Here is a 21289-nt window from a genome sequence, read left to right on the forward strand (position 1 = left end):
AGCTTTCTGTCATAAAAACCATGGGTGTCTATGCTCTTAATGACGCCTACTGGGTAACTGAATAGAAATTAACGTAGTTAGAACAATAAAAACAAAAGAAACCCACAAACAAGTAGCCAGCCCCGCGATTTGAAATACCCAACCCGAGAGTATAGTCCCGATTAAGCGTCCCATCGCGTTGGCCATATAATAAAAGCCCACATCCAAAGACACGCCATCGCCTTTGGCATAACTAACGATAAGGTAAGAGTGCAAAGATGAATTGATCGCAAACACTGCGCCAAACATGAGTAAACCGAGAATAATAACTAATTCAGGCTGCCATTCAATTTGAACCCCATATGCTATGCCCCCTGTGATCACCGCGAGCAAACCAGCCCAGAATAACGCCGAAGCACCATCTGGTGCACTCCCTTCAGAACTGCCTGTTATTTTTGGCGCTATACCCTGCACAAGGCCGTAAGCAATCACCCAAGAGGCTAAAAAGCCACCGACCCACGAATGATTCCAGCCAAAGACACTCCCTAGATAAACAGGTAAGGCAACAACAAACCAAACATCTCGTGCACCAAACAAAAACATGCGTGCGGCAGATAAAATATTAATAGAACGCGACTTAGAAAAAATATCATGAAACTTTGGCTTATTTTTCGCCTTACCTAAATCACCTTCTAAACCATACAAGCTGCCGATAAGAACTAAGGTCAATATGCTTGCCATCAAGACCACAGCATATTTAAATCCAACTAAAGACAGTAATAACCCACCAATAAAAAATCCCACTCCTTTCAACGCGTTTTTAGAGCCTGTCAGAACAGCGACCCATTTATACAAAGCGCCTTGTTGCTGTTCTGGAACCAAGGATTTGATAGAGCTTTTGGCACTCATTTTATTAAGATCTTTTGCAATACCTGATAAAGCTTGTGCCAACATTACCCAAGATATGGTTAACCATGCAGTAGGGACAGCCAACATGGTTAAAGCAACAATCTGCATCAATAATCCAAGATTCATGGTCTTATTTAGACCAAGTCTAGCTCCCAAAAAACCACCAACTAGGTTGGTCACTACGCCAAAAAACTCATAAAACAAAAACAGAGAGGCGATTTCCAGTGTGCTGTATCCCAAATCGTGGAAATACAACACCACCAGCATTCTCAATGCGCCATCTGTAATGGTGAAGTTCCAATAATTGAACGTCACTAACATATATTGGCGGATATTTTTAGCCAAAAGTACACTCACAGACTATGCCTCATCTTGGCTTGCTCTCACACATTACCTACTTTTCTTACTAGCTCAGCGGTGCGTGTTGCATAACCCATCTCGTTATCATACCAGGCATAGATTTTCACCATTCGCTCACCAACCACCATGGTTGATAGAGCATCAACTATGGTTGAGCGCTGATCGCCTTTGTAATCTATGGACACTAGTGGACGCCTCTCAAAACCAAGGATACCTTTAAGCTCTCCCTCTGATGCCTCTTTGAGTAGTTTGTTCACTTCCTCTAGTGTCGTGTCTCGTTTGACTTCAAAAATAATGTCTGTCAACGACGCATTTGCTAGTGGAACCCGAACGGCGTGACCATTAATCTTGTCTTTTAAATCTGGAAATATTTCAATAATGGCGGTAGCACTGCCAGTAGTCGTAGGAATTAAACTCATGCCACAAGCTCTTGCACGGCGCAAATCTTTATGCGGCGCATCAAGGATAGTCTGAGTGTTAGTCAAATCATGAATGGTCGTAAATGACGACTTCTCAATACCAAGATGCTCATGGATCACTTTAACTATCGGAGCAATACAATTGGTTGTACATGATGCCGCAGTAACAATTCGGTGCTTTTCAGAGTCAAAGATACTATCGTTAACTCCGACCACAATATTGGCGACGCCTTCTTCCTTTACAGGCGCCGAAACAACAACACGTTTCACGCCTTGAGTTAGATACTTCTCAAGCAAAGAGGTCTTACGATGTTTGCCTGTCGATTCAATCACAACATCGCAGCCAGACCAATCAACGGCATCAATATCTTTCTCACGAAGTGTTTTAATTCGTTGCCCCTGAATCAAAATGTCGTTAGCTTCAGCTTGCACTTCATGGTGCCAACGCCCTTGCACTGAGTCGAACTCTAATAAGTGTGCTAGCGTCTGTGCATCACCTGCGACGTCATTGATCTGGATAAACTCGATATCTTCCCAATCAAATGCAGCACGTAAAGCAAGACGCCCAATACGGCCAAAGCCATTGATTCCAACTTTAATAGTCATCACTTTCTCCTATTATCTATCTTGACAACAAACTGGCCGGCCAGAAATACGATGAAGTCTTGCAACGTCTTTCTGATATAGCGTTGCTAAACACTGTGAGGCAACCAAATTATCGACCAACTTTTTCATCCAACCGGGCAAGTCCTTACTTAGTCGGTAAAAAACCCACTGACCTTGCCGGATATCAACTAAAATTCCACTTGATCTAAGCTGAGCGAGATGGCGAGAAATCTTCGGCTGACTTTCCTGCAAAGCCTCGGTCAATTCACCCACAGACAAACACTGCTCACGTTCGATCAACAATACACAACGCACTCTGGTTTCATCTGAAAGTAATTTAAAAAACTGATGTGGCAACATAATATAACCTTATTCGAATATGCATATATATTTATTTATAAGGGAAGGAAAATCAATAGGGGATTGGCATTGTCATAAAAAGTTCATCGAGTGAATTCTGAGAACTCAAACGAGCCGGTGGATATCTCGGCTCCAGCGCTGTGCTTCTGATATTCGAGCCATGACCTCATCAACCGACAAGTTGAGCTGGTGACACGCTCTTTGCATCCCGAGCCAATCGGCTTTCTCATAGCACTCTTCTAAGTTAAGCAAGATACCATAAGGACCTTGGCGCTCTAACAGCGCTTTTTCAATAGTTTGGTTGAGAGGTAACTGCCTAACGAGTTCTTCAAGAGAGAGATCCAACAAGGCATCTAATGTAGAGAAAAGTCCGATAAGAAATGCTTGTTCCCTATATTGGTTAAATGGGTTGTCACGGGCCATCAATTGGCAAAACTGTGCACGTTGAAGAGACAAATTGTAAAGCTCTTTAGGTTTTTTAATCGAGATAAAAGAGGCAACTGTGAGAGATACAAAAATTCGTAGCCTATCTTCCCCAAGATACACCAAGGCTTGGCGAAACGACGAAATAGTCACTGCTAACCTTTCGGACATCGTATTGACAAAACGAAGCAGTTGGTAAGATAAGGCGACATCTTTAGCCACAATCGCTTCTACCTTTTGAAAGTCGACCTCCGTCTTGCAAACTTCACTAAGTAACTCCATTGCAATAATCTGTTCAGGACTGATATAACGCTGCTTTATCATCTCTGGTTTACTAAAGAAGTAGCCTTGGAAAAAGGTAAACCCAGCAGAACGAGCCGTTAAAAAGTCTTGTTCAGTCTCAACACGCTCGGCAAGAAATTTACGTCGACTACCGCGAGATTTATGCTGCTTAACAAACTCGCAAGCCTCGTCTAACCCCATAGCCATAATATCAAGCTTTATAATTTGGACATAAGGTAAGAAGCGCTCCCACTCTTGGCTATATACAAAATCATCCAAAGCAACAATATATCCAGCAAGACTGATTTCTTTTATTGCCTCGTATAATTCATCAGTGGGAGAACAGGTTTCCAACACTTCGATGACGACCTTATCCTTTGGCAAAGTAAGAGGCAAGCGCCTAAGTAAACTTTTATGGGGAAAGTTAATAAAGCTACGTGATTGCACCAAAGCAGGATTAACCCCGAGAGATAAAAAGTTCTCAACAATTAGCCTATATGTCGCTCGATTCGCCTCAATATGAGCAGGATAAGCATTCTGCTCCCCATCACGAAAGAGCAGCTCGTATCCCAATGTCTGTCGCCTAGCGTTGAAAATTGGCTGACGAGCTACATATGTATCACGCATTAACTACCACACACTATGCTTTCGTTGTCGCGAGTAATGCCCCACAAAATATAAACATGGAGCCAAATAGCTTATTGAGTTTACTCATGACCTTATCTGAGCGAATAAAACGCCCCATTTGCGCAGCTAAAGACGTGTATCCAACCATGACTATGGAATCAATCACGACTGTGGTAACACCTAAAAATAAGAATTGCGTTAGTTGCTCACTGGCAGGGTCAATAAACTGAGGAAAAAGTGCGACCAAAAAAACAACCGACTTAGGGTTGGTCAGATTAATCAGTGTCGCTTTGCGCATCATGGCACTAGCTGGCAATGCTTTATCGGCATGGTGTGTGGTCAAGGTAGAGGTGTCTCGCCATTTTTGAACCCCAAGCCAAATCAGATATCCTGCTCCAAACCATTTGATAACGGTAAATACAGAGGCAGACTGCGCGACGAGCGCGCCAATACCAACCCCAACTAACACGATATGTATTGCTAGGCCAATCTGCAGCCCCGCAACCGCAGCCAATGATTTTCGGGTACCGTAGGAAATACCGTTACTAACAGAATTTACCATGCCAGAACCGGGAGCCAAACTAAACACAACCGCTGTAACTACATAGGCGAACCAAATATGCATATCCACTGTATTTTCTCCTCGACTAAACGACCTTAGGGACACATAATTTAAACTCATTAATTTTATTCGTGTCGGCAGTAGACCCAAGATTATGAATAAATCATCCGTAACTATTCAACCCTCTTATACCCAAGAGTTGAATTTTGAGCAAGTAATCAATAGCGATATTACTCAGCTATGGGCAAGACGTGAAGAAGGTTTTATTCAATCCTTTGATAAAACTCGTTTGTACTGGATAAAAATTTCATCCGCCCACAATAACAAAGCCATTGTGATCGTCAATGGGCGTATTGAGTGTGTTTGGAAGTATCAAGAACTCTTCTTTGACCTCTTCCAGCAAGGTTATAACATTTACTCTTTCGATCATCGCGGCCAGGGTTTATCCGAACGATTAATCGATGACAGCCAGATGGGCTACGTTGATGATTTTGAGGACTATACTCATGATTTACATCACCTAGTGCAACACTTTAGTTTAGAACGATACAAAAGCCTCTACCTGATGGGACACTCCATGGGTGGCAATATCGTAACTCGTTACCTTCAAACATACCCTCAACATCCCTTTGCCGCTATTGCACTAAGTGCACCCATGTTTGGTGTCAATCTGCCTTGGCACCTTCAACTTGTTGCCATTCCTTTTAATCAGCTGATGGCCGTGCTTTCAAGCCAACCAAAGTTTGCTCCAGGGCAACTGCCATACTATCCAAAGCCCTTTGATGGAAACCTACTCAGTCAAAGCCATGTCCGCTACCAATGGTTTAGAGCCTTGTACGAGCAAAAACCGGAACTTAAAATTGGTGGCGCTAGCCACCGGTGGGTGTGGCAAGGCCTTATGGCCGCCCAAAAATGTCATCTGATGGCAAGACACATTAAGAACCCGCTTCTTATCCTGCAAGCGGGCGATGACAAAGTTGTCTCCAATTGTGATCAACTAAAGTTTTACAACAAAGTGATTAAAAACAATCACGACTGTGTATTAAAAGTCATCGAAAACTCGCGCCACGAGATTTTATTTGAAAAGGATGAATATCGGAACCAAGCACTCGATAGCATTCTCTCTTTTTACCGCCGTTATTGACAAACTAGGAAAAAAATCAAAGCCATCTTTACCCTCTTTTTATTCTTATCACTGCTGTAACATAAAGATTCAGACCCGTTGAGCAGTATTTATCAATAAATCGTGAGGATGATATGACAGAAATACGCACAGAAACCCCTTTTCAACTCGTCGCCTCAGATTTAGATGGCACCTTACTTGCACCCGATCATAAACTCAGCGAGTTCTCCAAACACACCTTGAAAGAGCTGTTTCAAAAAGGTTATACCTTTATTTTTGCAACTGGTCGTCATCACATTGATGTCGCTGGCATTCGAAGCCAAGTAGGAATTCCTGCTTACATGATCACCTCTAACGGTGCTCGAGTTCATGATAAAGACGATAATCTGATGTACAGCAATAACATACCATCAGACTTGGTCCAACCTGTAATAGATATAGTGCGTCAAGACCCTGATATTTTTATTCACATTTATCAAGACGAAACTTGGTTATTAAACCGTGAAGATGAAACAACCGCAATCTTTCATAGTGAGTCTGATTTTAATGTTGAGATGTTTGACTCTCATGCTGCGCCAACCTCAGGCATCGCTAAAATTTTCTTTACTCATCCGAATAAAGATCATGAACATTTAGTTCAATTTGAGAACTTGTTAAATGATAAATTTGCAGGAAAACTCAATGTCGCCTTCTCAACACCTTGGTGTCTTGAAGTAATGGCAGCCGAGGTTTCTAAGGGTGAAGCGCTTAACGTTATCGCTACGTCTCTTGGTTTAACACTTGAAAACTGCATTGCATTTGGCGACGGAATGAATGATGTTGAAATGCTAACAATGGCAGGTAAAGGACTTGTAATGGAAACAGCGCATGACAAAGTAAAAAACGCTCTTCCAGATAACGAAGTGATAGGCAGCAATGCTAATGATGCAGTTGCCCACTACCTGCATACCCACCTTTTCTAACGTAGACGCTTAACTACAACCAAGCTCCTGCTTCTTTTTCGAGTATCGCCTGCCATTCATCGTCACTGACCGGCATGACTGACAGGCGGCTACCAGGTTTCACTAACGGCATGTTTTCAAGCTCTGGCATTGCTTTCATCACAGATAACGGGATCACACGCTGCGTTTTTCTCACAAACTCAATATCCACCATAAACCAGCGTGGATTCTCGGCTGAAGACTTAGCATCAAAATATTCACTCTCTGGGTCAAAGGCGAAATGATCCGGATAGGACTCTCTTATCACTTTAGCAATGCCAGCCACGCCAACATGTTTGCAAGACGAATGATAGATGAATACTAAATCACCAACTTTAACTTTGTCTCTGAGCATATTACGCGCTTGGTAGTTACGGACACCTTCCCAGCAGGAAGTAACCTGTGTGCGAAGTGTGTCAATAGAGAAAGTGTCTGGTTCAGTTTTGAATAGCCAATATGCCATAATGGGGTCCGAATGATTTACTCCGAGGAAGATATACCATGAAGGCGTTAAAAAACCCAGTAGTGGTCACAGCTGCTTTACTACTCCAAGCTTGTTCTAGTTTCCAGTCTAACCACGCAGATACACCACTTGCTACACTCAGTAACCCTTCATCTATCAAGCCTCAGTCGTTCGTTATACGAGGGGAAGTCGTTTTAGGTAATGAGGTCCGCTCAATTGTACCCTGTGGCAGTAAACAGCAGTACTGGCTAGATATGCCAGAAGACAGATTTCAACAAGGACAAAAGCTAGCCCCCTCCCCATACGCTCCCTTATATGGAGAAATGATAGGTCACTTGGAGACAGCAGATAAAAAAGGCATTGATGGCAACTATTCTGCTCGCTTCGTTGTTGAACAGATCAACCTTTTGACGGCAGAAAACCCCAAACGCTGTAATCAACCCGCTCAGCCAACAAAAGCCTTCGGTAATGAACCCTTTTGGTCAGTAGAATTTAAGCAAAGCTCACTACTTTTTAATCAAATGGGCTATCCAAAACAAGAATTCGATTTACAATCAAGCAAGCTTCAACAAGAACGTCGCCGATACACGTTCAGCAATGGACACCTAGAGCTCAACCAACAAAGCTGTACAGATACCATGAGTGACAGCCTATATGGCTGGAGCGCATCACTCAGTCTTAGTGATAAAAACTATCGAGGCTGTGCCACACTTTCCAATCAAGATCCCTCATTAAACTGGGCTGCGATTTATCAGGCCAAATCGACCAAAAACTCGGCCTTTAGTGTTAGCCTGACATTAAATCCAGACCATACTGCTAGCACCACATACAGCTACCAAAATGGCGGTGAAGACACGGTAGAAAAAGGGTTTTGGCAGCAGCTAAACAACCAACAAATCCAAGTGGTCAGTACTCATTTACAAGGTCAGGTGTTACGCTCTGAGCGCATCTACACTCAATTTGAATCCGGCCAACTAAAAGCAACACAAGAAAAAGTGGGAACTGTGGTATACGATATTGCTGACGGAGGCTTAAACCTCTACAAATCAGCAAACATAGACTCAGAAAAGCCTACTGTATCAGACAGCAACAAAATATTTTCAAGTGCTGAGTTCAATCCTAAAGTGGACCACGCATTACGTTCTTACTTTACCAAGACCAATCAGGACGCTGCCGACACACGTTATCGCTGGCTTACGTATGATTTGAATAATGATGGGCAGGAAGAGCTGTTAGTCCAATTAGATTGGTGTGGTTCAGGTGGCTGTACCATGTTGATTTTTAGTAACAGTAATAGAGAGTGGCAGTTCAATAGCCGCATCACGTTAGTGCAAACGCCATTAAACTTAGGCACTAACAGTCATCATAACTGGCGAGATCTCGTGATGTTTGTTAGTGGTGGCGGAGCTATTCCCAATCAGCACACATTAAAGTTTGATGGGAGCCAATATCCGCTTAACCCAAGTAATGCGCCTGTTGCTAACTATCAAGAAATAAGCCCTATCCAGCTTTTTGCTGATGGCATAACACCTCACCAAGGAGGAATCAAACTGTAATATGCCTACTGTTTGTAACCTATGCCGACTAAAATACAATTGCGTATGTGAGCACTTACCATCAATTGATGTCCGTGCACACATTGCAATTTTGATGCATGAAAATGAGCAATCGCGAGAGACTAATACAGGGCGCTGGCTACTTCAATCCATTCAAACAACCAGTCGGCATATTTGGCAAAGAAACAAGCCATGTTCTAGGCTCATATCTTTAATATCAGACCCAAGCTACAAAACCTTTTTACTTTTCCCCGAAGAAGAGAGCCAATTGGTAGATAAGGCCATACAGCTAAGTGAAGAACAAGGTAAAAAGCCACTTTTTATCATCATTGACAGCACATGGCAGGAAGCAAAAAAAATATTACGCAAAAGTCCATGGCTCGCAGACTTACCAAAGGTCAGTCTGCAGACAAGTGCTGTTTCAAACTACCAACTTCGCCGAAATCAAGAGCCTGGCCACTTATGCACCCTAGAAGTAGGAGCTGAAATTGTCCAAGCGCTAGGTGATACAGGCTCTGCCGAAAAGCTAAGCTTGTTTCTTGACCATTACAACAAGGTATTTCATGCAGATAAGAGCGGCCATCAGTTCTAATCTACCTAATTCATTTCAAATAGGGAAAACAGTAGCCACAACAACTTTGAAAGATAACTAATCAGTTGTTTATATTGCCAGCTAATGACTCAAGCTCAGTCAAGCTAGACACCTCAATATCGGGTAAAATCCGAGCACACGGATGCTTACTAAGCTGTGCAGATTGGTCGTTGAACCAGCAGGTTTGCAGTCCGCAATCTTTAGCGCCCTTCACATCACTTAGCAGATGGTCTCCAACATGCAATACCTTAACTGGTGGTAGCTGGAGATACTCGATGGCTTTATCAAACATTTGTCGATGAGGTTTTGCGCACCCATCTTGCCCGGCTTTCAGTACCAAAGAGAAATAGTCCGCCAAGCCAATACGCTCAACATCGACATTACCATTGGTGATCGCCACTAAAGGGATTTGTTTGGCTAAAGCTTGCAGAACTCGATGAGTTTGCTGAGGCACTTCAAAGTCACTCCTTAAGTAGCGCACTTGCTCCATGGCCTCGTCAGCTGCCTGCTGAGCTTGCTGCTCTTCATACCCTAAACGGTATAAACCAAGTTCAATCTGCTTATAGCGCCACAAGGATAGATCATTGGCTAACCAAGCATCTTGCCTAACTAACTCTTTTTTCAACTGTCGCCACCAGCTCATAGGTTGAGTTGCTGATATAGGATGATGTTTATGTAACCATGAGACAAATTCGGTTTCTAGGCGCCTGATGACAGGGCGATTATCGTACAAGGTATCATCCAAATCGAAAGTCATAGCGTCGATTGCGGATAATGGACGAAAGAACCTCATCATTTTTCCTCTTTTTTCTTCGCTCTGGGATGCGCTTTATCGTACACATCAGCCAAATGCTGAAAGTCGAGATGAGTATATATTTGAGTGGTAGAAATATTCTCATGCCCTAAAAGCTCTTGAACTGCTCTCAAGTTCTGGCTTGACTCTAGCATATGAGTTGCAAAGGAGTGGCGAAGCTTATGTGGGCTAATATGACTCGCCACTGACTGCTTTTGCCCCCATTCCGCTAAACGTTTTTGTACACTACGATGAGAAATTCTTCCTCCGAGCTTAGACACAAACAGGGCTGGCTCATCAGCATTAGCGATGCTCGCGCGAACCTTAAGCCATTTTGTTACCCATTCTCTTGCCATACCTGAAAAAGGGACTTTACGCTCCTTGTCTCCTTTACCGACTACACGAATTTCACCAGAAGATAAGCTTAGATGACGAACATCGATACTCACTGTCTCCGCCAATCGCAGCCCTGAACCATACATTAGCTCCATCAAAGCGCGATCGCGAATGGCTAATGGATCATCTTCATTCACTTCAAGCAGCTGATTTACTTCATCAACATCAAGATTCTTTGGCAAGGTTCTTTGTTTACGCGGTGCAGAGACACCTTTTGCTGGGTTAGCTGTGAGTTGGCCGCGCAAGATTAAAAAGTCGAAAAAACTACGCAATGATGATAATCGTGTTGCAAGGCTACTCGCCTTCATTCCATCGCGCATACCCTTACTGGCAAGCTGTCGAACCCATGTAGAGTCAACCTGAGACCAATCTTTTAAGCCCATCGTGACCAAATGCCCTGCCATAGTCTCTAGTTGTTGTTTGTAATTACGCTGGGTGTGTAGGCTCAGTCCTTTTTCACTTCTTAAGTATTCATAGAAACGATTCAATGGATTTTGTAAGTCACTAGGAAGAGGAATGGTTGGTGGCTTCATAGGCCTCATTTTTCCATGGTAAGGTGTAAATCAAATGAGACAAAACAAGCGCAAGGTGCCTCAAAAACAACGTATCCATATTAGGTTGGAAGTGCCCACCATCACTACTTGAAAAGGCGAGAATGCCCTGAAGTGATTTATTTTTTAGCGGCAAAATGACATAAGAGCCCATTTCAGGGGCCTGTATGCCATCCCCAAGTAGCCTAATGCGATCAGCTTTACGCAGCCGCCCTAAGTAAGCACTTTTACCATTCAAATGACTAGTGGCGAAACCTTGATACTCAGTTTTGTTAAGAGAATAGTGCGTTGAAGGCACATCTAACAAACGGAAGTAAGCGACCAATCCCATCGACTTTGCTGTCTCTTCAACGACTTCAATAACAGACACCATACTGTCACACTTTAGAATCTGCTCTTCAAGTGCCATAAACTCGTGAAAAGTTCGATCATTACTTTTTGCCAGTGACATCAGAGCCGTAATTTCTTCTTCCAACTCTTCAATACGTTGACGTTGCCTCTGCATTTGCAAGTGAGCTAGAGAAACAGTACCACTTTCATTATGGGGTAAAACCAGTCTGTCGATTAACCCGCTGCGGCCGATAAAAAATTCAGGATGGTCTCGCAAATAATCAGCAACAACCTCAGCTGTTAGCCCTTCTAGCTCAACTTGTGACACATTAACTCCGTTATCCGATTATTCTTTTAACAGCTTAGCTGACCATCAAACACATGGCATGCTGGACCTGTCATAAACAGTGGTTTACCCGGGCCTTTCCAACTAATTTTTAACGAACCACCAGGCAAATTCACTTTCACTGTTTCGTCCAGTGAGGATTGTACTATCCCAACAGCCACAGCGCCGCATGCGCCGCTGCCACATGCTTGAGTCTCTCCCGCACCGCGTTCATATACTCTGAGGTTAACTTCATTGCGACTCACTATCTGCATAAATCCTGCGTTAACTCGCTCTGGGAAACGCTCATGTGATTCTAATAGAGGCCCAAGATTATCAACATCGGCTGTTTGGATATCATCCACTACTGTCACAACATGTGGATTTCCCATGCTGACCGCACCACAAAATAAGGTGTGTTCATCAGCACGTAAGATGTAGGTCTTTTCAACTTGCTTGGCTTTAAAAGGGATTTTGCTTGGTTCAAATTCCGGCACACCCATGTTCACCGTGACTTGGTCATCATCCTCGATATTGAGAATCATTTTGCCTTTTTTAGTGCTAACACTGATGCTGAACTTATTAGTTAAGCCTTTCATTCGCACGAATCGGGCAAAACATCGAGCACCATTGCCACACTGTTCAACTTCACTTCCGTCAGCGTTAAAGATCCGATAGTGGAAATCAGTTTCTGGATCATAGGGTGCTTCAACGACTAAAAGCTGATCAAAACCCACCCCTGTATGACGATCCGCCAAACGGCGGATCAAATCAGGGGAAAAGAAGATGTTTTGGGTAATACAATCGACAACCATAAAGTCATTACCCAAACCATGCATTTTAGAAAAATGGAAATGCATATGATCAAATCACTCCGCAAGAATATTCTCTAGTGCCCACAAGCTCGATAATTCTTCACGCTGACGTACTAAGTGTACCCTATCACCATCAACCATAACTTCAGCAGCACGAGCTCGAGTATTATAGTTGGAAGACATCACAAAGCCATATGCCCCAGCAGATCGTACGGCCAATACGTCATTTTCTTCGATAACCAATGATCTGTCTTTACCGAGAAAATCGCCTGTTTCACAAATTGGTCCCACCAAGTCATAAGTGACAGCTTGTCCATCCTTTGGCACGACAGGTACAATATCTTGCCACGCTTGATATAACGCAGGACGCATTAAATCGTTCATCGCAGCATCAATGATGGCAAAGTTCTTATGCTCTGTGTGTTTAAGAAATTCAACCTTAGTCAACAAAACCCCTGCATTAGCGGCTATGGCACGACCAGGTTCAAAGATGAGTTCGAGATCCTGGTGGTTCTCTAACCTTCCCAACAAAGCCTTAGCGTAATCTGAAGGCTGAGGTGGCAATTCATCCCGGTAAATCACTCCTAAGCCGCCACCAACATCAAGGTGCTTAATATTTATACCCTGAGTCTTAAGATCATCGATTAGAGCTAAAAGACGATCGGTCGCATCAATGAAAGGCTCAATGTCGGTAAGCTGTGATCCGATATGACAATCAATCCCTTGAATATCCAAATGCTCAAGGCCTTGAGCAAATTTATATACTGCTGGCGCCCTATCAAAAGCTATACCGAACTTGTTATCACGTAGTCCGGTTGAAATATAGGGGTGAGTATTTGCGTCCACATCTGGATTGATACGCAGCGAAATAGGTGCTTTCAAACCTAACTTACCAGCAACTTGGTTTAATCTTTCAAGCTCTGGTTCAGACTCAACATTGAAACATTTAATGCCAAGTTTTAAAGCTTGTTCCATCTCTTGTGAGGTTTTACCCACACCGGAAAATACCACCTTGCTAGGTTCACCACCAGCGGCAATAACACGCTCTAACTCACCACCAGATACAATATCAAAGCCAGAGCCTATACGTGCTAGAGTATTCAGAACACCCAAATTCGAATTCGCTTTAACAGCGTAGCAAACTAGGTGCGGGTGTTTCCCAACCGATTTATCAAACGCATTCCAATGACGCTCAAGTGTCGCGCGTGAGTATACGTATAAAGGAGTCCCGTACTGCTCTGCTAACTGAGTGAGAGGTATATCTTCGGCCCAAAGCTGGCCATCATCCTGATAGTTAAAGTAATCCAAAATGCGATCCCTTGTGAAAAATAGTTATTGTTGTGAAGGCTGCTCATTTTGAGACGCATCTTCGGGCATATAAAGAGGTCCAGTTTGACCACAAGCGGTCAAACCAAGAAGGGTTAAAACAAATAAAGCAACGAGTGATTTTTTCATGCCTTGTATCGTGATTAATCTTTCAATGCCCCCTATAATCGCACCACATTCTAGAAAAGCAATAGGGTAACAAGATGAACGATACTGAATTTCATCAGTTGGTAGATATTCAAATGCAGATCATCGAGGAAATGATTGATGATTCCGGTGCAGATATTGACTATGAAACCTCAGGTAATGTGATGACTCTAGAATTCGAAGACCGAAGTCAAATCATCATAAACCGTCAAGAGCCAATGAAAGAAATATGGATAGCATCGAAATCAGGAGGTTTTCATTTTGCTTTGGTCGATTCAAAGTGGGTATGTTCCAAAACGGGGATAGAGCTTATCTCCATGGTAAAGCAAGAATGTGTTAAACACTGCACCGAAGAGATTGACTGGGCCTAATCACTCAGCCTGTGTTGGCGCCTCAAACAGCAACTTGAGGTAGCCAACAGACTGTTATGCATTCACCGCCTTATCGGACTTTGCGTAAGTGCAACCATCATTACGATAGGGCTCTATGTATGATTCCCCTTCCATAGGGTGAACAATTTGATAGTATTGAGGCAAATTAAAGTTTATCAATTGGGTAGGCAGTTGGTTATCGTCTTTGATTGATGTATAAAAACTATTAACGCTGGCAATCATCTCATCCTTCATACCACTGAACTGATGGTAAACCTCGACACGATTCGCTTCATCTAACACGTAAATGTTAAAGCCCTGTTCGCTATCTTCGAAGAAGAACTGAATTAGACCTTCGCTTGCGTAGCAATCGACAATTTGCGGTAGCTGAAACTCCTGCTCTTTGTCCAACATTAACAACGGAGAGCCTTTAAGTTTACTAATTGAGATACTGCGATAAAAATCCACTGAGTTCTCTAGTACTTGAACAGAAACTCCACGACGCTCAAAGAAAAGTCCATAAGTTTGCTGAGCAATTTTCAACGCTTTAAAACGACGACGTTTCTCCTGCTCGATCGGTTTTAGACGCAAATCTATACATTCAGCCAGCAGCTGGTACACCATATTGCGCATCACCCCACGCAAATTTTTGCTATAGCAGAATACATCCACAGACTCAGGCGGTATGGCATCTTGATGCATTTTACCCAAAATGGTCTTCAAAGCTTCCAGCATCGCTGTTTCACCTCGAAAATGTAGGGTGCGCACTTCATGCCAGGAATTGCGATACACTAAGTCAACACTACCAACGAGACTTACTTGCTGGTCTGAAAAACTGAAGATATCGGTGGTTTTCAGGTCAACTTTTAGCGAACGCCCGCTCAATTCACTGGTGGGATCTTCTTCAAAATTGATGAACATGGCCAACTGACTAATTTCACATGGGCTTGCTAAAGCTTGCATTGTCGGCCTACGTTTTCGCAATGAAAACGTGTTACGAAGATCGCTGACCATTTGATAAAACTTATCAATATCAAGATGTGCATCTCGAACTACAGAGTGCAAACGAGTCGACTCAGTTATCAAACCATTGAAGAAAGACCAAGCGACTAACTTACTGAGATATTCATTATGTTCCAAAAATGTCTGACCAATGAGGCTCTCTGCTTTGAGCGGATGTTTATATAAATACCAACCTGCTTTGTTTGTTCGCCCCGGCTGCACCTCTATGAAACTTAAATCTGGTTCATGTAAATCAGGAGAGATCTGTGGGTTAAGTAAGGTCACTTTACCGGGCAGAACTTCAAAAGCGGCATAGAGCTTACGGGCCAGTATGCTGATATCTTGTGGGCTTATCGCCGAAGTAATATCGTTGCGACGAGCAAACTGAATTAAATTTCGATAACTTAACATAAGTGCATCAAGTAACGCGTGATGCACTACCTTAACCTGCTCTACTTTCCAATTGCGACGATCATCAAGCTCGGCAAGTACCTTTTCATCCCACTGCCACTTGTCAATCATATCGCTTAGTGCTTCACGACGCCATGCAACCGAACCCACACCAGGTTCACGTGACAGCTTTTCGTGCGTTTTGAGGTAGAAACAACGCCTAACCAGATCGAGCCTAGCATGGTCGCCTATGCGTAGGAGATATCGTGTCACCTTTTCCAGCATCAGATAGTAGGCATCCATACCATAGAGATCAGGTTTATGCGCAAAAAAACGACGTTTAGTATCGATACTAAGGAGCTGAGTATGAGGATACTCCCACGAATAAGCTTCGAGTAGAATAGCCTTTAATACTGACTTGTAGGGCGAGTCAATACTCTTGTATAACTGCCATAAATTTGACCCAAAGTATTCCTCTGCTGGAATACGATTTAACTGTCCAAAATCAATCCAATCAGCACAATCAATAATACCTTGGCGACAAAGACCTTGAACGTACTCATCGTAACATTCTTCCATCTCTGGAGGTACAATTTGCCAGAGTAGCCTTTGTCCAGCTAAACGAACGGCTGACCGATAAAACTCATCAAGTAGCAAAAGGTGCTGAGAGGAGCCACAGTTATCTCCAGTCATTTCTTCTGAGTGGTTGGTAAGAAAGCGCTTCTCATCCATCACAAAGAAATTGGCTTCAACACCTTGGTTTTGTGCCCACTCTGTGATTAATAAACACTTATTGGACAAGCTCTCCCTATCTTCGCAGCTCATCGTTGGTGAAACGCAAACCCAGATATCTAGGTCACTGGAAGTACTTTGGCCGATAGATGACGTACTTCCCATGGTATACAAAGCTAAAATAGCCGGCTGAGAGCATGTCTCCAAAGGTTGACCCGTCGTGAGCTCGGTATCTTCGATAAATTGCTGCTGAACCGCATTAAACTCGAGACCGAATACCCCAAACGGGACATGAGCATCGTAATAACCTGGGATGGAGGTATGATTGAAATGAAGGAGCGCTGGGATCAAGTGAAAAACATGCTGGCCTTGAATATCCATAAGAGCCAGAGCACGCTCAATACGCTGCTGGTTTAAGTTATCTAATCTCTGGATAAGCGTCTTTGTGTAAGCCTGCAAGGTAAAATCCTTGTAAATTCCTAACGGTGCCTTGATGACAAAGTACTCGAAAGCACTGACAAAACGTGATCAATTTAACACTTTTATTGTCATTGGTAAAGAAAGGTATGACCACATTAACATTATTTTGTTAATCAATACGCTTGCGTCATAGTGTGGTACGTATCTTTCTTTAGTAACAATAGCTCAATATATAAATGAGATCAAGATCACACAATTTTGAATATTATATGCTAGGCCGAAATGAATCAACCAACGCCAAGATCTAGCAGTAAGATTTTTTTCTGGAGAGTGGTAGGATTAGAACATCTATAGTTCACATTAAATATACCAATATGACTCAATCAACCCCAATTCGTATTGCTACACGAAAAAGCCCCCTTGCACTATGGCAAGCAAACTATGTAAAAGAAGCGCTACAAGCGGCGCACCCAGGGCTGAAGGTTGAACTCATCACTATGGTTACCAAAGGCGATGTCATTTTAGATACTCCTTTGGCAAAGGTTGGGGGTAAAGGCTTATTTGTCAAAGAGCTTGAAGTTGCCATGCTAGAAAATCGTGCCGACCTAGCCGTTCATTCAATGAAAGATGTGCCGGTTGATTTTCCAGAAGGTTTAGGTTTAGTTACGATTTGTGAACGTGACGATGCAAGAGATGCGTTTGTATCCAACAAATACGATTGCATTGACCAACTCCCTCAAGGAGCGATTGTTGGAACCTGTAGCTTACGTAGGCAGTGTCAACTCAAAGAATATCGCCCTGATATAGAGATAAAAGAACTCAGAGGTAATGTCGGCACCCGACTAAATAAGCTCGACTCCAACGAATATGACGCCATTATTCTCGCAGCTGCGGGACTTAAGCGTCTTAAATTGGAACAGCGCATACGTAGCTTTATAGAGCCTGAGCAATCTTTACCTGCGGTCGGCCAAGGGGCTATTGGTATCGAATGTCGTCTTGACGACCAACAACTAATAAAGCTTCTTGAACCGCTCAATCACAGAGCAACCTACGATAAAGTTATGTGCGAGCGTGCAATGAATTTAACACTAGAAGGCGGCTGCCAAGTACCAATCGGCAGTTACTCTGTTTTGCAAGGAGAGGAGCTATGGCTCAGAGCCTTAGTCGGAGAGCCTGACGGTTCAAAAATTATTCGAGGTGAAATTCGAGGATCCAGAAATGAGGCAGAAACTCTTGGTGTAACACTCGCTAATCAGCTGCTCGATAATGGTGCTCGCGACATACTAACCAGATTGTACGCGAAGCAAGGCTAACGCTATGGCAGTGCTGATTACGCGTCCAGGAGAACAAGGTCAAGCGCTTTGCCAACTACTGAACACAGCCGGCACCAGCGCTTTCTATTTACCCTTGCTCAAGATCACATCTGGCAAGGACTTCTATAACGCTAAGAAAGAGCTAGCCGATGTCGATATAGTCATAGCGGTTAGCCCAAATGCGGTTACTTTCACTCAGCAAGCACTCTCTGGTATATGGCCACGTAAATCAACCTATATTGCGGTTGGTCATAAAACAGCACATGCATTAAGTAAACACAACCAACAAAACGTACACTACCCTGATGTATCAGATAGCGAGCACTTGCTTGAGCTTAAGCAACTAAGCAAAGTAAATGGAAAGAAGATTATTATTCTGCGCGGTAATGGAGGCCGTGAGTTAATTCGCAACACATTACTCGCACGAGGGGCACAAGTGAGTTATCTCGAAATCTATCGAAGAGAGAACATCACTTTCGATGCTGATATTGAAACCGTTAGTTGGAAAAACAATCGCATTAAGCAAATAGTGATCACCAGCTTAGGTCAACTGAATCACTTTGTATCACAACTCTCTCAAACACAGAAAAACTGGGTGGTTACGCTGCAGCTTTTCGTTCCTAGTCAACGAATTGCAACAGAGGCAAAACAATTGGGGTTTCTTGACGTGATAACCACGAGCAGCGCTTCAAACAAGGACTTACTGGCTGCACTCAAGCCAAAGTAGAACAGGAATACATGTAATGACAAGCAAAGATAAAAACAATTCGATCGAACCTGAAACAGACATTACAGCACAAGAAATAGCAAAAGATAAGGCAAAAGCACCCAATAAAGACATCAAGAAAGAGCACATACACAACAAAGCAGCGCCTAATTCAATGAGACTCGGATGGCTTGCGATAGCTCTGTCCATAGTATTGCCAAGTGGTGTTGCCTATTACTCTTATGAGCAAAACGCTCAATATGAAATACAAATCAGCTCTCTACAAGCTCAGCTAATGCAAGCAAAAACAACCATTCAGCAAGAATTAAACGCCAACCAAGAGGCAACAGTTTCAAAAGTAGAAAATGCCGCACAAAACGCCGAAACTCGCCTTGCTCAACAACAGAGAAGTATTAATAGCTTGCAGCTCGCATTAGCTGATGTCAAAGGACGGCACCCAAACGACTGGCTGCTTGCTGAAGCAGATTACTTAGTTAAACTGGCTGGTCGAAAACTATTTCTTGAGCATGATGCAGCAAGTGCAACTGAGCTAATGGAAAGCGCAGATCAACGTATCGCGACACTAAACGATCCTAGCTTGGTACCGCTACGCCAATCCATGAGCAATGACATTATGACACTAAAGTCCATTCCTATCATAGATAAAGATGGTCTTGTGCTTAGGCTCACTTCGTTGCAGCAGCAGGTAGATAACTTGCCACTGGCTAATGCCATTCTTCCTGATACTCAAAAAAATGAGCAGCCTAGTGTCTCAACCGACATCCATGATTGGAAATCGAATTTACTAACGTCACTTAAAGATTTTTCGCAAAACTTCATTACATTTCGCACGCGAGATGGTAGTGCGATACCACTGCTCTCACCACAGCAGCATTTCTATCTGAGAGAAAATATCAAAGCCAAACTCGAGACTGCAATCAAAGCAGTTTACATTGGACAGCAAAACATCTATTCAACAGCGCTAACAACAGCTGACAATTGGTCTAGCACCTATTTCAACCAAGAGTCCAGTATGGTTAATGAGTTTAATAGTGCGCTAGCTCTGCTAAGTAAACAGAATATTCATGTTGATTACCCAGTTAAGCTTGAAACACAACAGGTTTTATCTGATGTTATCCAAGATCGCCTTCGTCGAGATGTTGCAACACTTATCACGGAGGATAAATAATGTTTAGGCTAGCATTTCTGTTTGTTGTTTTAGGCTCAGGACTATTTATAGGCAATCAATATGCAGGTCAACAAGGCTATGTGCTGATTTCCGTTGCCAATAAAACCCTCGAAATGAGCGTAACAACACTGATAATTTTGGCAATCCTTGGAGTTGTCATTTTATTTGGATTAGAGTTTGTCGTAAGAAAGGCTTTCTATGCGAGCTCATTAACTTGGAACTATTTTTCAGTGCGAAAAGTGAGGAAAGCTCGACGCCACACCAATGAAGGTATTATCAAGCTACTGGAAGGTGATTTTAAGTCTGCAGAGAAGCAAGTCACTCGCCAAGCGAATCACCATGACATGCCTTTATTGTGCTATCTAGTCGCATCTGAAGCCGCTCATGGGTTAGGTGATAAAGTAAAGCGAGACCAATACTTAGGCCTTGCCTCGCAACAAGACAACTCTGAGTTAGCAGTCGCTCTTACACGTGCAAAACAACAGGTCGCTGAAAAAGATTATGCAGCAGCATTTGATACTCTATCAGAGTTAAAATCCAATCAGCCGAATAATCAAGTTGTCCTCACATTGCTTAAAAGCATTCATACAGAACTCAAAATGTGGCAACCTCTACTTGATAGTCTACCTGTGTTGGAAAAGAAAAAAATAATTTCCAAAGAAGAACGTATATTACTCAATCGTCAAGCTCAATGTGGTTTATTAGAGCAAATAGCAGAGCAGCAAGGTAGCGATGGAGTCTCAACATACTGGAATAACTTGCCGCGCAAATTGAAAACGGATACCCATCTTGTTGAATGCTTTGCTAAACAACTCATGGCACGCAAGTCAGACGCCAATGCCTTCACTGTAATAAAAGAACACTTAAAGAAATACCCTAGCTCTAGCTTATATGAACTGCTACCGGATATGAACCTAGCCGATCCTCATCCGATCATTGCTTTTCTTGAGAGTATTTTAAGAAAGGACGATAACAACGCTTGTGCTCATAGTGCCTTAGCTCGGTTCCATTTAAGAAAAGGCGATTGGGCTGATGCACAAAGTCACTTAGAGAAAGCGCTGTCAATTCGCTCCAGCCTTGCAGATTATGCCTGCCTAGCTGATGCATTAGAGAAACAAAACATGACAGTAGCAGCACGTGAAGTGTCTAAAAAAGCACTCACATTAGTGCAAGCATAACCACCTTTACTTAATCTAATCAAGTCGGCTATTTAGCCGGCTTTTTTATACACTAATGAAATTC

The 21289-nt window shown here is 43.0% G+C and carries 22 protein-coding genes; 9 read left to right on the forward strand and 13 right to left on the reverse strand.

Annotated elements, in window-relative coordinates:
• Window positions 1-36: 36 nt before the first annotated feature.
• The 5 genes from arsJ to rhtB form a co-directional block, all read right to left on the reverse strand.
• Complete coding sequence (gene arsJ / locus FIV01_RS13730) at window positions 37-1209, reverse strand: organoarsenical effux MFS transporter ArsJ (protein WP_415846766.1); 1173 nt, start codon at window positions 1207-1209, stop codon at window positions 37-39.
• 62 nt (window positions 1210-1271) lie between these two features.
• The gene (locus tag FIV01_RS13735; protein ID WP_152431483.1) at window positions 1272-2273 is read right to left on the reverse strand and encodes an ArsJ-associated glyceraldehyde-3-phosphate dehydrogenase; all 1002 of its coding nucleotides are present in this window, start codon (window positions 2271-2273) and stop codon (window positions 1272-1274) included.
• A gap of 12 nt (window positions 2274-2285) precedes the next feature.
• Entirely contained in the window at window positions 2286-2633 is a 348-nt protein-coding gene (locus FIV01_RS13740; RefSeq protein WP_152431484.1) for a metalloregulator ArsR/SmtB family transcription factor, read from the reverse strand.
• Window positions 2634-2738: 105 nt separating this feature from the next.
• Entirely contained in the window at window positions 2739-3965 is a 1227-nt protein-coding gene (locus FIV01_RS13745; protein ID WP_152431485.1) for an EAL and HDOD domain-containing protein, read from the reverse strand.
• A 13-nt stretch (window positions 3966-3978) separates the two neighbouring features.
• Window positions 3979-4596, reverse strand: a complete 618-nt coding sequence (rhtB, locus tag FIV01_RS13750) for a homoserine/homoserine lactone efflux protein (protein ID WP_152431486.1) — start codon at window positions 4594-4596, stop codon at window positions 3979-3981.
• Between the two features lie 85 nt (window positions 4597-4681).
• Between rhtB and FIV01_RS13755 the strand changes: the two genes are divergently transcribed.
• The gene (locus FIV01_RS13755) at window positions 4682-5671 is read left to right on the forward strand and encodes an alpha/beta fold hydrolase (RefSeq protein ID WP_152431487.1); all 990 of its coding nucleotides are present in this window, start codon (window positions 4682-4684) and stop codon (window positions 5669-5671) included.
• A gap of 113 nt (window positions 5672-5784) precedes the next feature.
• Window positions 5785-6612: a Cof-type HAD-IIB family hydrolase gene (locus tag FIV01_RS13760; protein ID WP_152431488.1), complete on the forward strand. Its 828-nt coding sequence runs from the start codon at window positions 5785-5787 to the stop codon at window positions 6610-6612.
• A gap of 13 nt (window positions 6613-6625) precedes the next feature.
• On the opposite strand, the gene FIV01_RS13765 is transcribed toward FIV01_RS13760, so the two are convergent.
• Window positions 6626-7093 carry an EVE domain-containing protein gene (locus tag FIV01_RS13765; protein WP_152431489.1) on the reverse strand — a complete coding sequence of 156 codons (468 nt, stop codon included), beginning with the start codon at window positions 7091-7093 and terminating at the stop codon, window positions 6626-6628.
• A 38-nt stretch (window positions 7094-7131) separates the two neighbouring features.
• On the opposite strand from FIV01_RS13765, the gene FIV01_RS13770 reads away from it, so the two are divergent.
• The gene (locus tag FIV01_RS13770; RefSeq protein ID WP_152431490.1) at window positions 7132-8649 is read left to right on the forward strand and encodes a COG3650 family protein; all 1518 of its coding nucleotides are present in this window, start codon (window positions 7132-7134) and stop codon (window positions 8647-8649) included.
• 1 nt (window position 8650) lies between these two features.
• Entirely contained in the window at window positions 8651-9241 is a 591-nt protein-coding gene (locus tag FIV01_RS13775; RefSeq protein WP_152431491.1) for a tRNA-uridine aminocarboxypropyltransferase, read from the forward strand.
• 61 nt (window positions 9242-9302) lie between these two features.
• Here FIV01_RS13775 and yigB read toward each other — a convergent pair whose 3' ends face one another.
• Genes yigB through lptM form a run of 6 tightly spaced genes read right to left on the reverse strand, consistent with a single transcriptional unit; the run spans window position 9303 to window position 13906 of the window.
• On the reverse strand, window positions 9303-10034 hold the full coding sequence (gene yigB, locus FIV01_RS13780) for a 5-amino-6-(5-phospho-D-ribitylamino)uracil phosphatase YigB (RefSeq protein ID WP_152431738.1): 732 nt from the start codon (window positions 10032-10034) through the stop codon (window positions 9303-9305).
• The gene (gene xerC, locus FIV01_RS13785; RefSeq protein ID WP_152431492.1) at window positions 10034-10963 is read right to left on the reverse strand and encodes a tyrosine recombinase XerC; all 930 of its coding nucleotides are present in this window, start codon (window positions 10961-10963) and stop codon (window positions 10034-10036) included. Before xerC ends, yigB begins: the two co-directional genes overlap by 1 nt.
• The gene (locus tag FIV01_RS13790) at window positions 10935-11639 is read right to left on the reverse strand and encodes a DUF484 family protein (protein ID WP_152431493.1); all 705 of its coding nucleotides are present in this window, start codon (window positions 11637-11639) and stop codon (window positions 10935-10937) included. Before FIV01_RS13790 ends, xerC begins: the two co-directional genes overlap by 29 nt.
• A 26-nt stretch (window positions 11640-11665) precedes the next feature.
• The gene (dapF, locus tag FIV01_RS13795) at window positions 11666-12496 is read right to left on the reverse strand and encodes a diaminopimelate epimerase (protein ID WP_152431494.1); all 831 of its coding nucleotides are present in this window, start codon (window positions 12494-12496) and stop codon (window positions 11666-11668) included.
• Between the two features lie 9 nt (window positions 12497-12505).
• Window positions 12506-13759, reverse strand: a complete 1254-nt coding sequence (gene lysA / locus FIV01_RS13800; RefSeq protein WP_152431495.1) for a diaminopimelate decarboxylase — start codon at window positions 13757-13759, stop codon at window positions 12506-12508.
• A gap of 24 nt (window positions 13760-13783) precedes the next feature.
• Window positions 13784-13906, reverse strand: coding sequence for an LPS translocon maturation chaperone LptM (gene lptM, locus FIV01_RS20945; protein ID WP_415846764.1), 123 nt, complete (start codon window positions 13904-13906; stop codon window positions 13784-13786).
• 74 nt (window positions 13907-13980) lie between these two features.
• Between lptM and cyaY the strand changes: the two genes are divergently transcribed.
• A complete protein-coding gene (gene cyaY / locus FIV01_RS13810; RefSeq protein WP_152431496.1) occupies window positions 13981-14295 on the forward strand; it encodes an iron donor protein CyaY in 315 nt (104 codons plus the stop codon).
• Between the two features lie 54 nt (window positions 14296-14349).
• Here the strand turns inward: cyaY and FIV01_RS13815 are convergent, their stop codons facing one another.
• The gene (locus tag FIV01_RS13815) at window positions 14350-16878 is read right to left on the reverse strand and encodes a class I adenylate cyclase (RefSeq protein WP_152431497.1); all 2529 of its coding nucleotides are present in this window, start codon (window positions 16876-16878) and stop codon (window positions 14350-14352) included.
• A gap of 335 nt (window positions 16879-17213) precedes the next feature.
• Here FIV01_RS13815 and hemC point away from each other — a divergent pair, with 335 nt between their 5' ends.
• Genes hemC through FIV01_RS13835 form a run of 4 tightly spaced genes read left to right on the forward strand, consistent with a single transcriptional unit; the run spans window position 17214 to window position 21225 of the window.
• A complete protein-coding gene (gene hemC / locus FIV01_RS13820) occupies window positions 17214-18152 on the forward strand; it encodes a hydroxymethylbilane synthase (RefSeq protein WP_152431498.1) in 939 nt (312 codons plus the stop codon).
• Window positions 18153-18156: 4 nt separating this feature from the next.
• Window positions 18157-18879 carry a uroporphyrinogen-III synthase gene (locus tag FIV01_RS13825; protein ID WP_152431499.1) on the forward strand — a complete coding sequence of 241 codons (723 nt, stop codon included), beginning with the start codon at window positions 18157-18159 and terminating at the stop codon, window positions 18877-18879.
• A gap of 16 nt (window positions 18880-18895) precedes the next feature.
• Window positions 18896-20047 carry a uroporphyrinogen-III C-methyltransferase gene (locus FIV01_RS13830; RefSeq protein ID WP_152431500.1) on the forward strand — a complete coding sequence of 384 codons (1152 nt, stop codon included), beginning with the start codon at window positions 18896-18898 and terminating at the stop codon, window positions 20045-20047.
• The gene (locus tag FIV01_RS13835) at window positions 20047-21225 is read left to right on the forward strand and encodes a heme biosynthesis protein HemY (RefSeq protein ID WP_152431501.1); all 1179 of its coding nucleotides are present in this window, start codon (window positions 20047-20049) and stop codon (window positions 21223-21225) included. Before FIV01_RS13830 ends, FIV01_RS13835 begins: the two co-directional genes overlap by 1 nt.
• The last annotated feature ends 64 nt before the right edge of the window (window positions 21226-21289 follow it).

This window comes from Vibrio aquimaris, assembly GCF_009363415.1.
Lineage (GTDB): Bacteria > Pseudomonadota > Gammaproteobacteria > Enterobacterales > Vibrionaceae > Vibrio > Vibrio aquimaris.

Excerpts from the sequence above, each read along its gene's own strand:
- arsJ (WP_415846766.1), bottom strand. The coding sequence starts at position 1,209 with ATGTTAGTGACGTTCAATTATTGGAACTTCACCATTACAGATGGCGCA.
- FIV01_RS13735 (WP_152431483.1), bottom strand. The coding sequence starts at position 2,273 with ATGACTATTAAAGTTGGAATCAATGGCTTTGGCCGTATTGGGCGTCTT.
- FIV01_RS13740 (WP_152431484.1), bottom strand. The coding sequence starts at position 2,633 with ATGTTGCCACATCAGTTTTTTAAATTACTTTCAGATGAAACCAGAGTG.
- FIV01_RS13745 (WP_152431485.1), bottom strand. The coding sequence starts at position 3,965 with ATGCGTGATACATATGTAGCTCGTCAGCCAATTTTCAACGCTAGGCGA.
- FIV01_RS13755 (WP_152431487.1), top strand. The coding sequence starts at position 4,682 with ATGAATAAATCATCCGTAACTATTCAACCCTCTTATACCCAAGAGTTG.
- FIV01_RS13760 (WP_152431488.1), top strand. The coding sequence starts at position 5,785 with ATGACAGAAATACGCACAGAAACCCCTTTTCAACTCGTCGCCTCAGAT.
- FIV01_RS13765 (WP_152431489.1), bottom strand. The coding sequence starts at position 7,093 with ATGGCATATTGGCTATTCAAAACTGAACCAGACACTTTCTCTATTGAC.
- FIV01_RS13770 (WP_152431490.1), top strand. The coding sequence starts at position 7,132 with ATGAAGGCGTTAAAAAACCCAGTAGTGGTCACAGCTGCTTTACTACTC.
- FIV01_RS13775 (WP_152431491.1), top strand. The coding sequence starts at position 8,651 with ATGCCTACTGTTTGTAACCTATGCCGACTAAAATACAATTGCGTATGT.
- yigB (WP_152431738.1), bottom strand. The coding sequence starts at position 10,034 with ATGAGGTTCTTTCGTCCATTATCCGCAATCGACGCTATGACTTTCGAT.
- xerC (WP_152431492.1), bottom strand. The coding sequence starts at position 10,963 with ATGAAGCCACCAACCATTCCTCTTCCTAGTGACTTACAAAATCCATTG.
- dapF (WP_152431494.1), bottom strand. The coding sequence starts at position 12,496 with ATGCATTTCCATTTTTCTAAAATGCATGGTTTGGGTAATGACTTTATG.
- lptM (WP_415846764.1), bottom strand. The coding sequence starts at position 13,906 with ATGAAAAAATCACTCGTTGCTTTATTTGTTTTAACCCTTCTTGGTTTG.
- cyaY (WP_152431496.1), top strand. The coding sequence starts at position 13,981 with ATGAACGATACTGAATTTCATCAGTTGGTAGATATTCAAATGCAGATC.
- hemC (WP_152431498.1), top strand. The coding sequence starts at position 17,214 with ATGACTCAATCAACCCCAATTCGTATTGCTACACGAAAAAGCCCCCTT.
- FIV01_RS13825 (WP_152431499.1), top strand. The coding sequence starts at position 18,157 with ATGGCAGTGCTGATTACGCGTCCAGGAGAACAAGGTCAAGCGCTTTGC.
- FIV01_RS13830 (WP_152431500.1), top strand. The coding sequence starts at position 18,896 with ATGACAAGCAAAGATAAAAACAATTCGATCGAACCTGAAACAGACATT.
- FIV01_RS13835 (WP_152431501.1), top strand. The coding sequence starts at position 20,047 with ATGTTTAGGCTAGCATTTCTGTTTGTTGTTTTAGGCTCAGGACTATTT.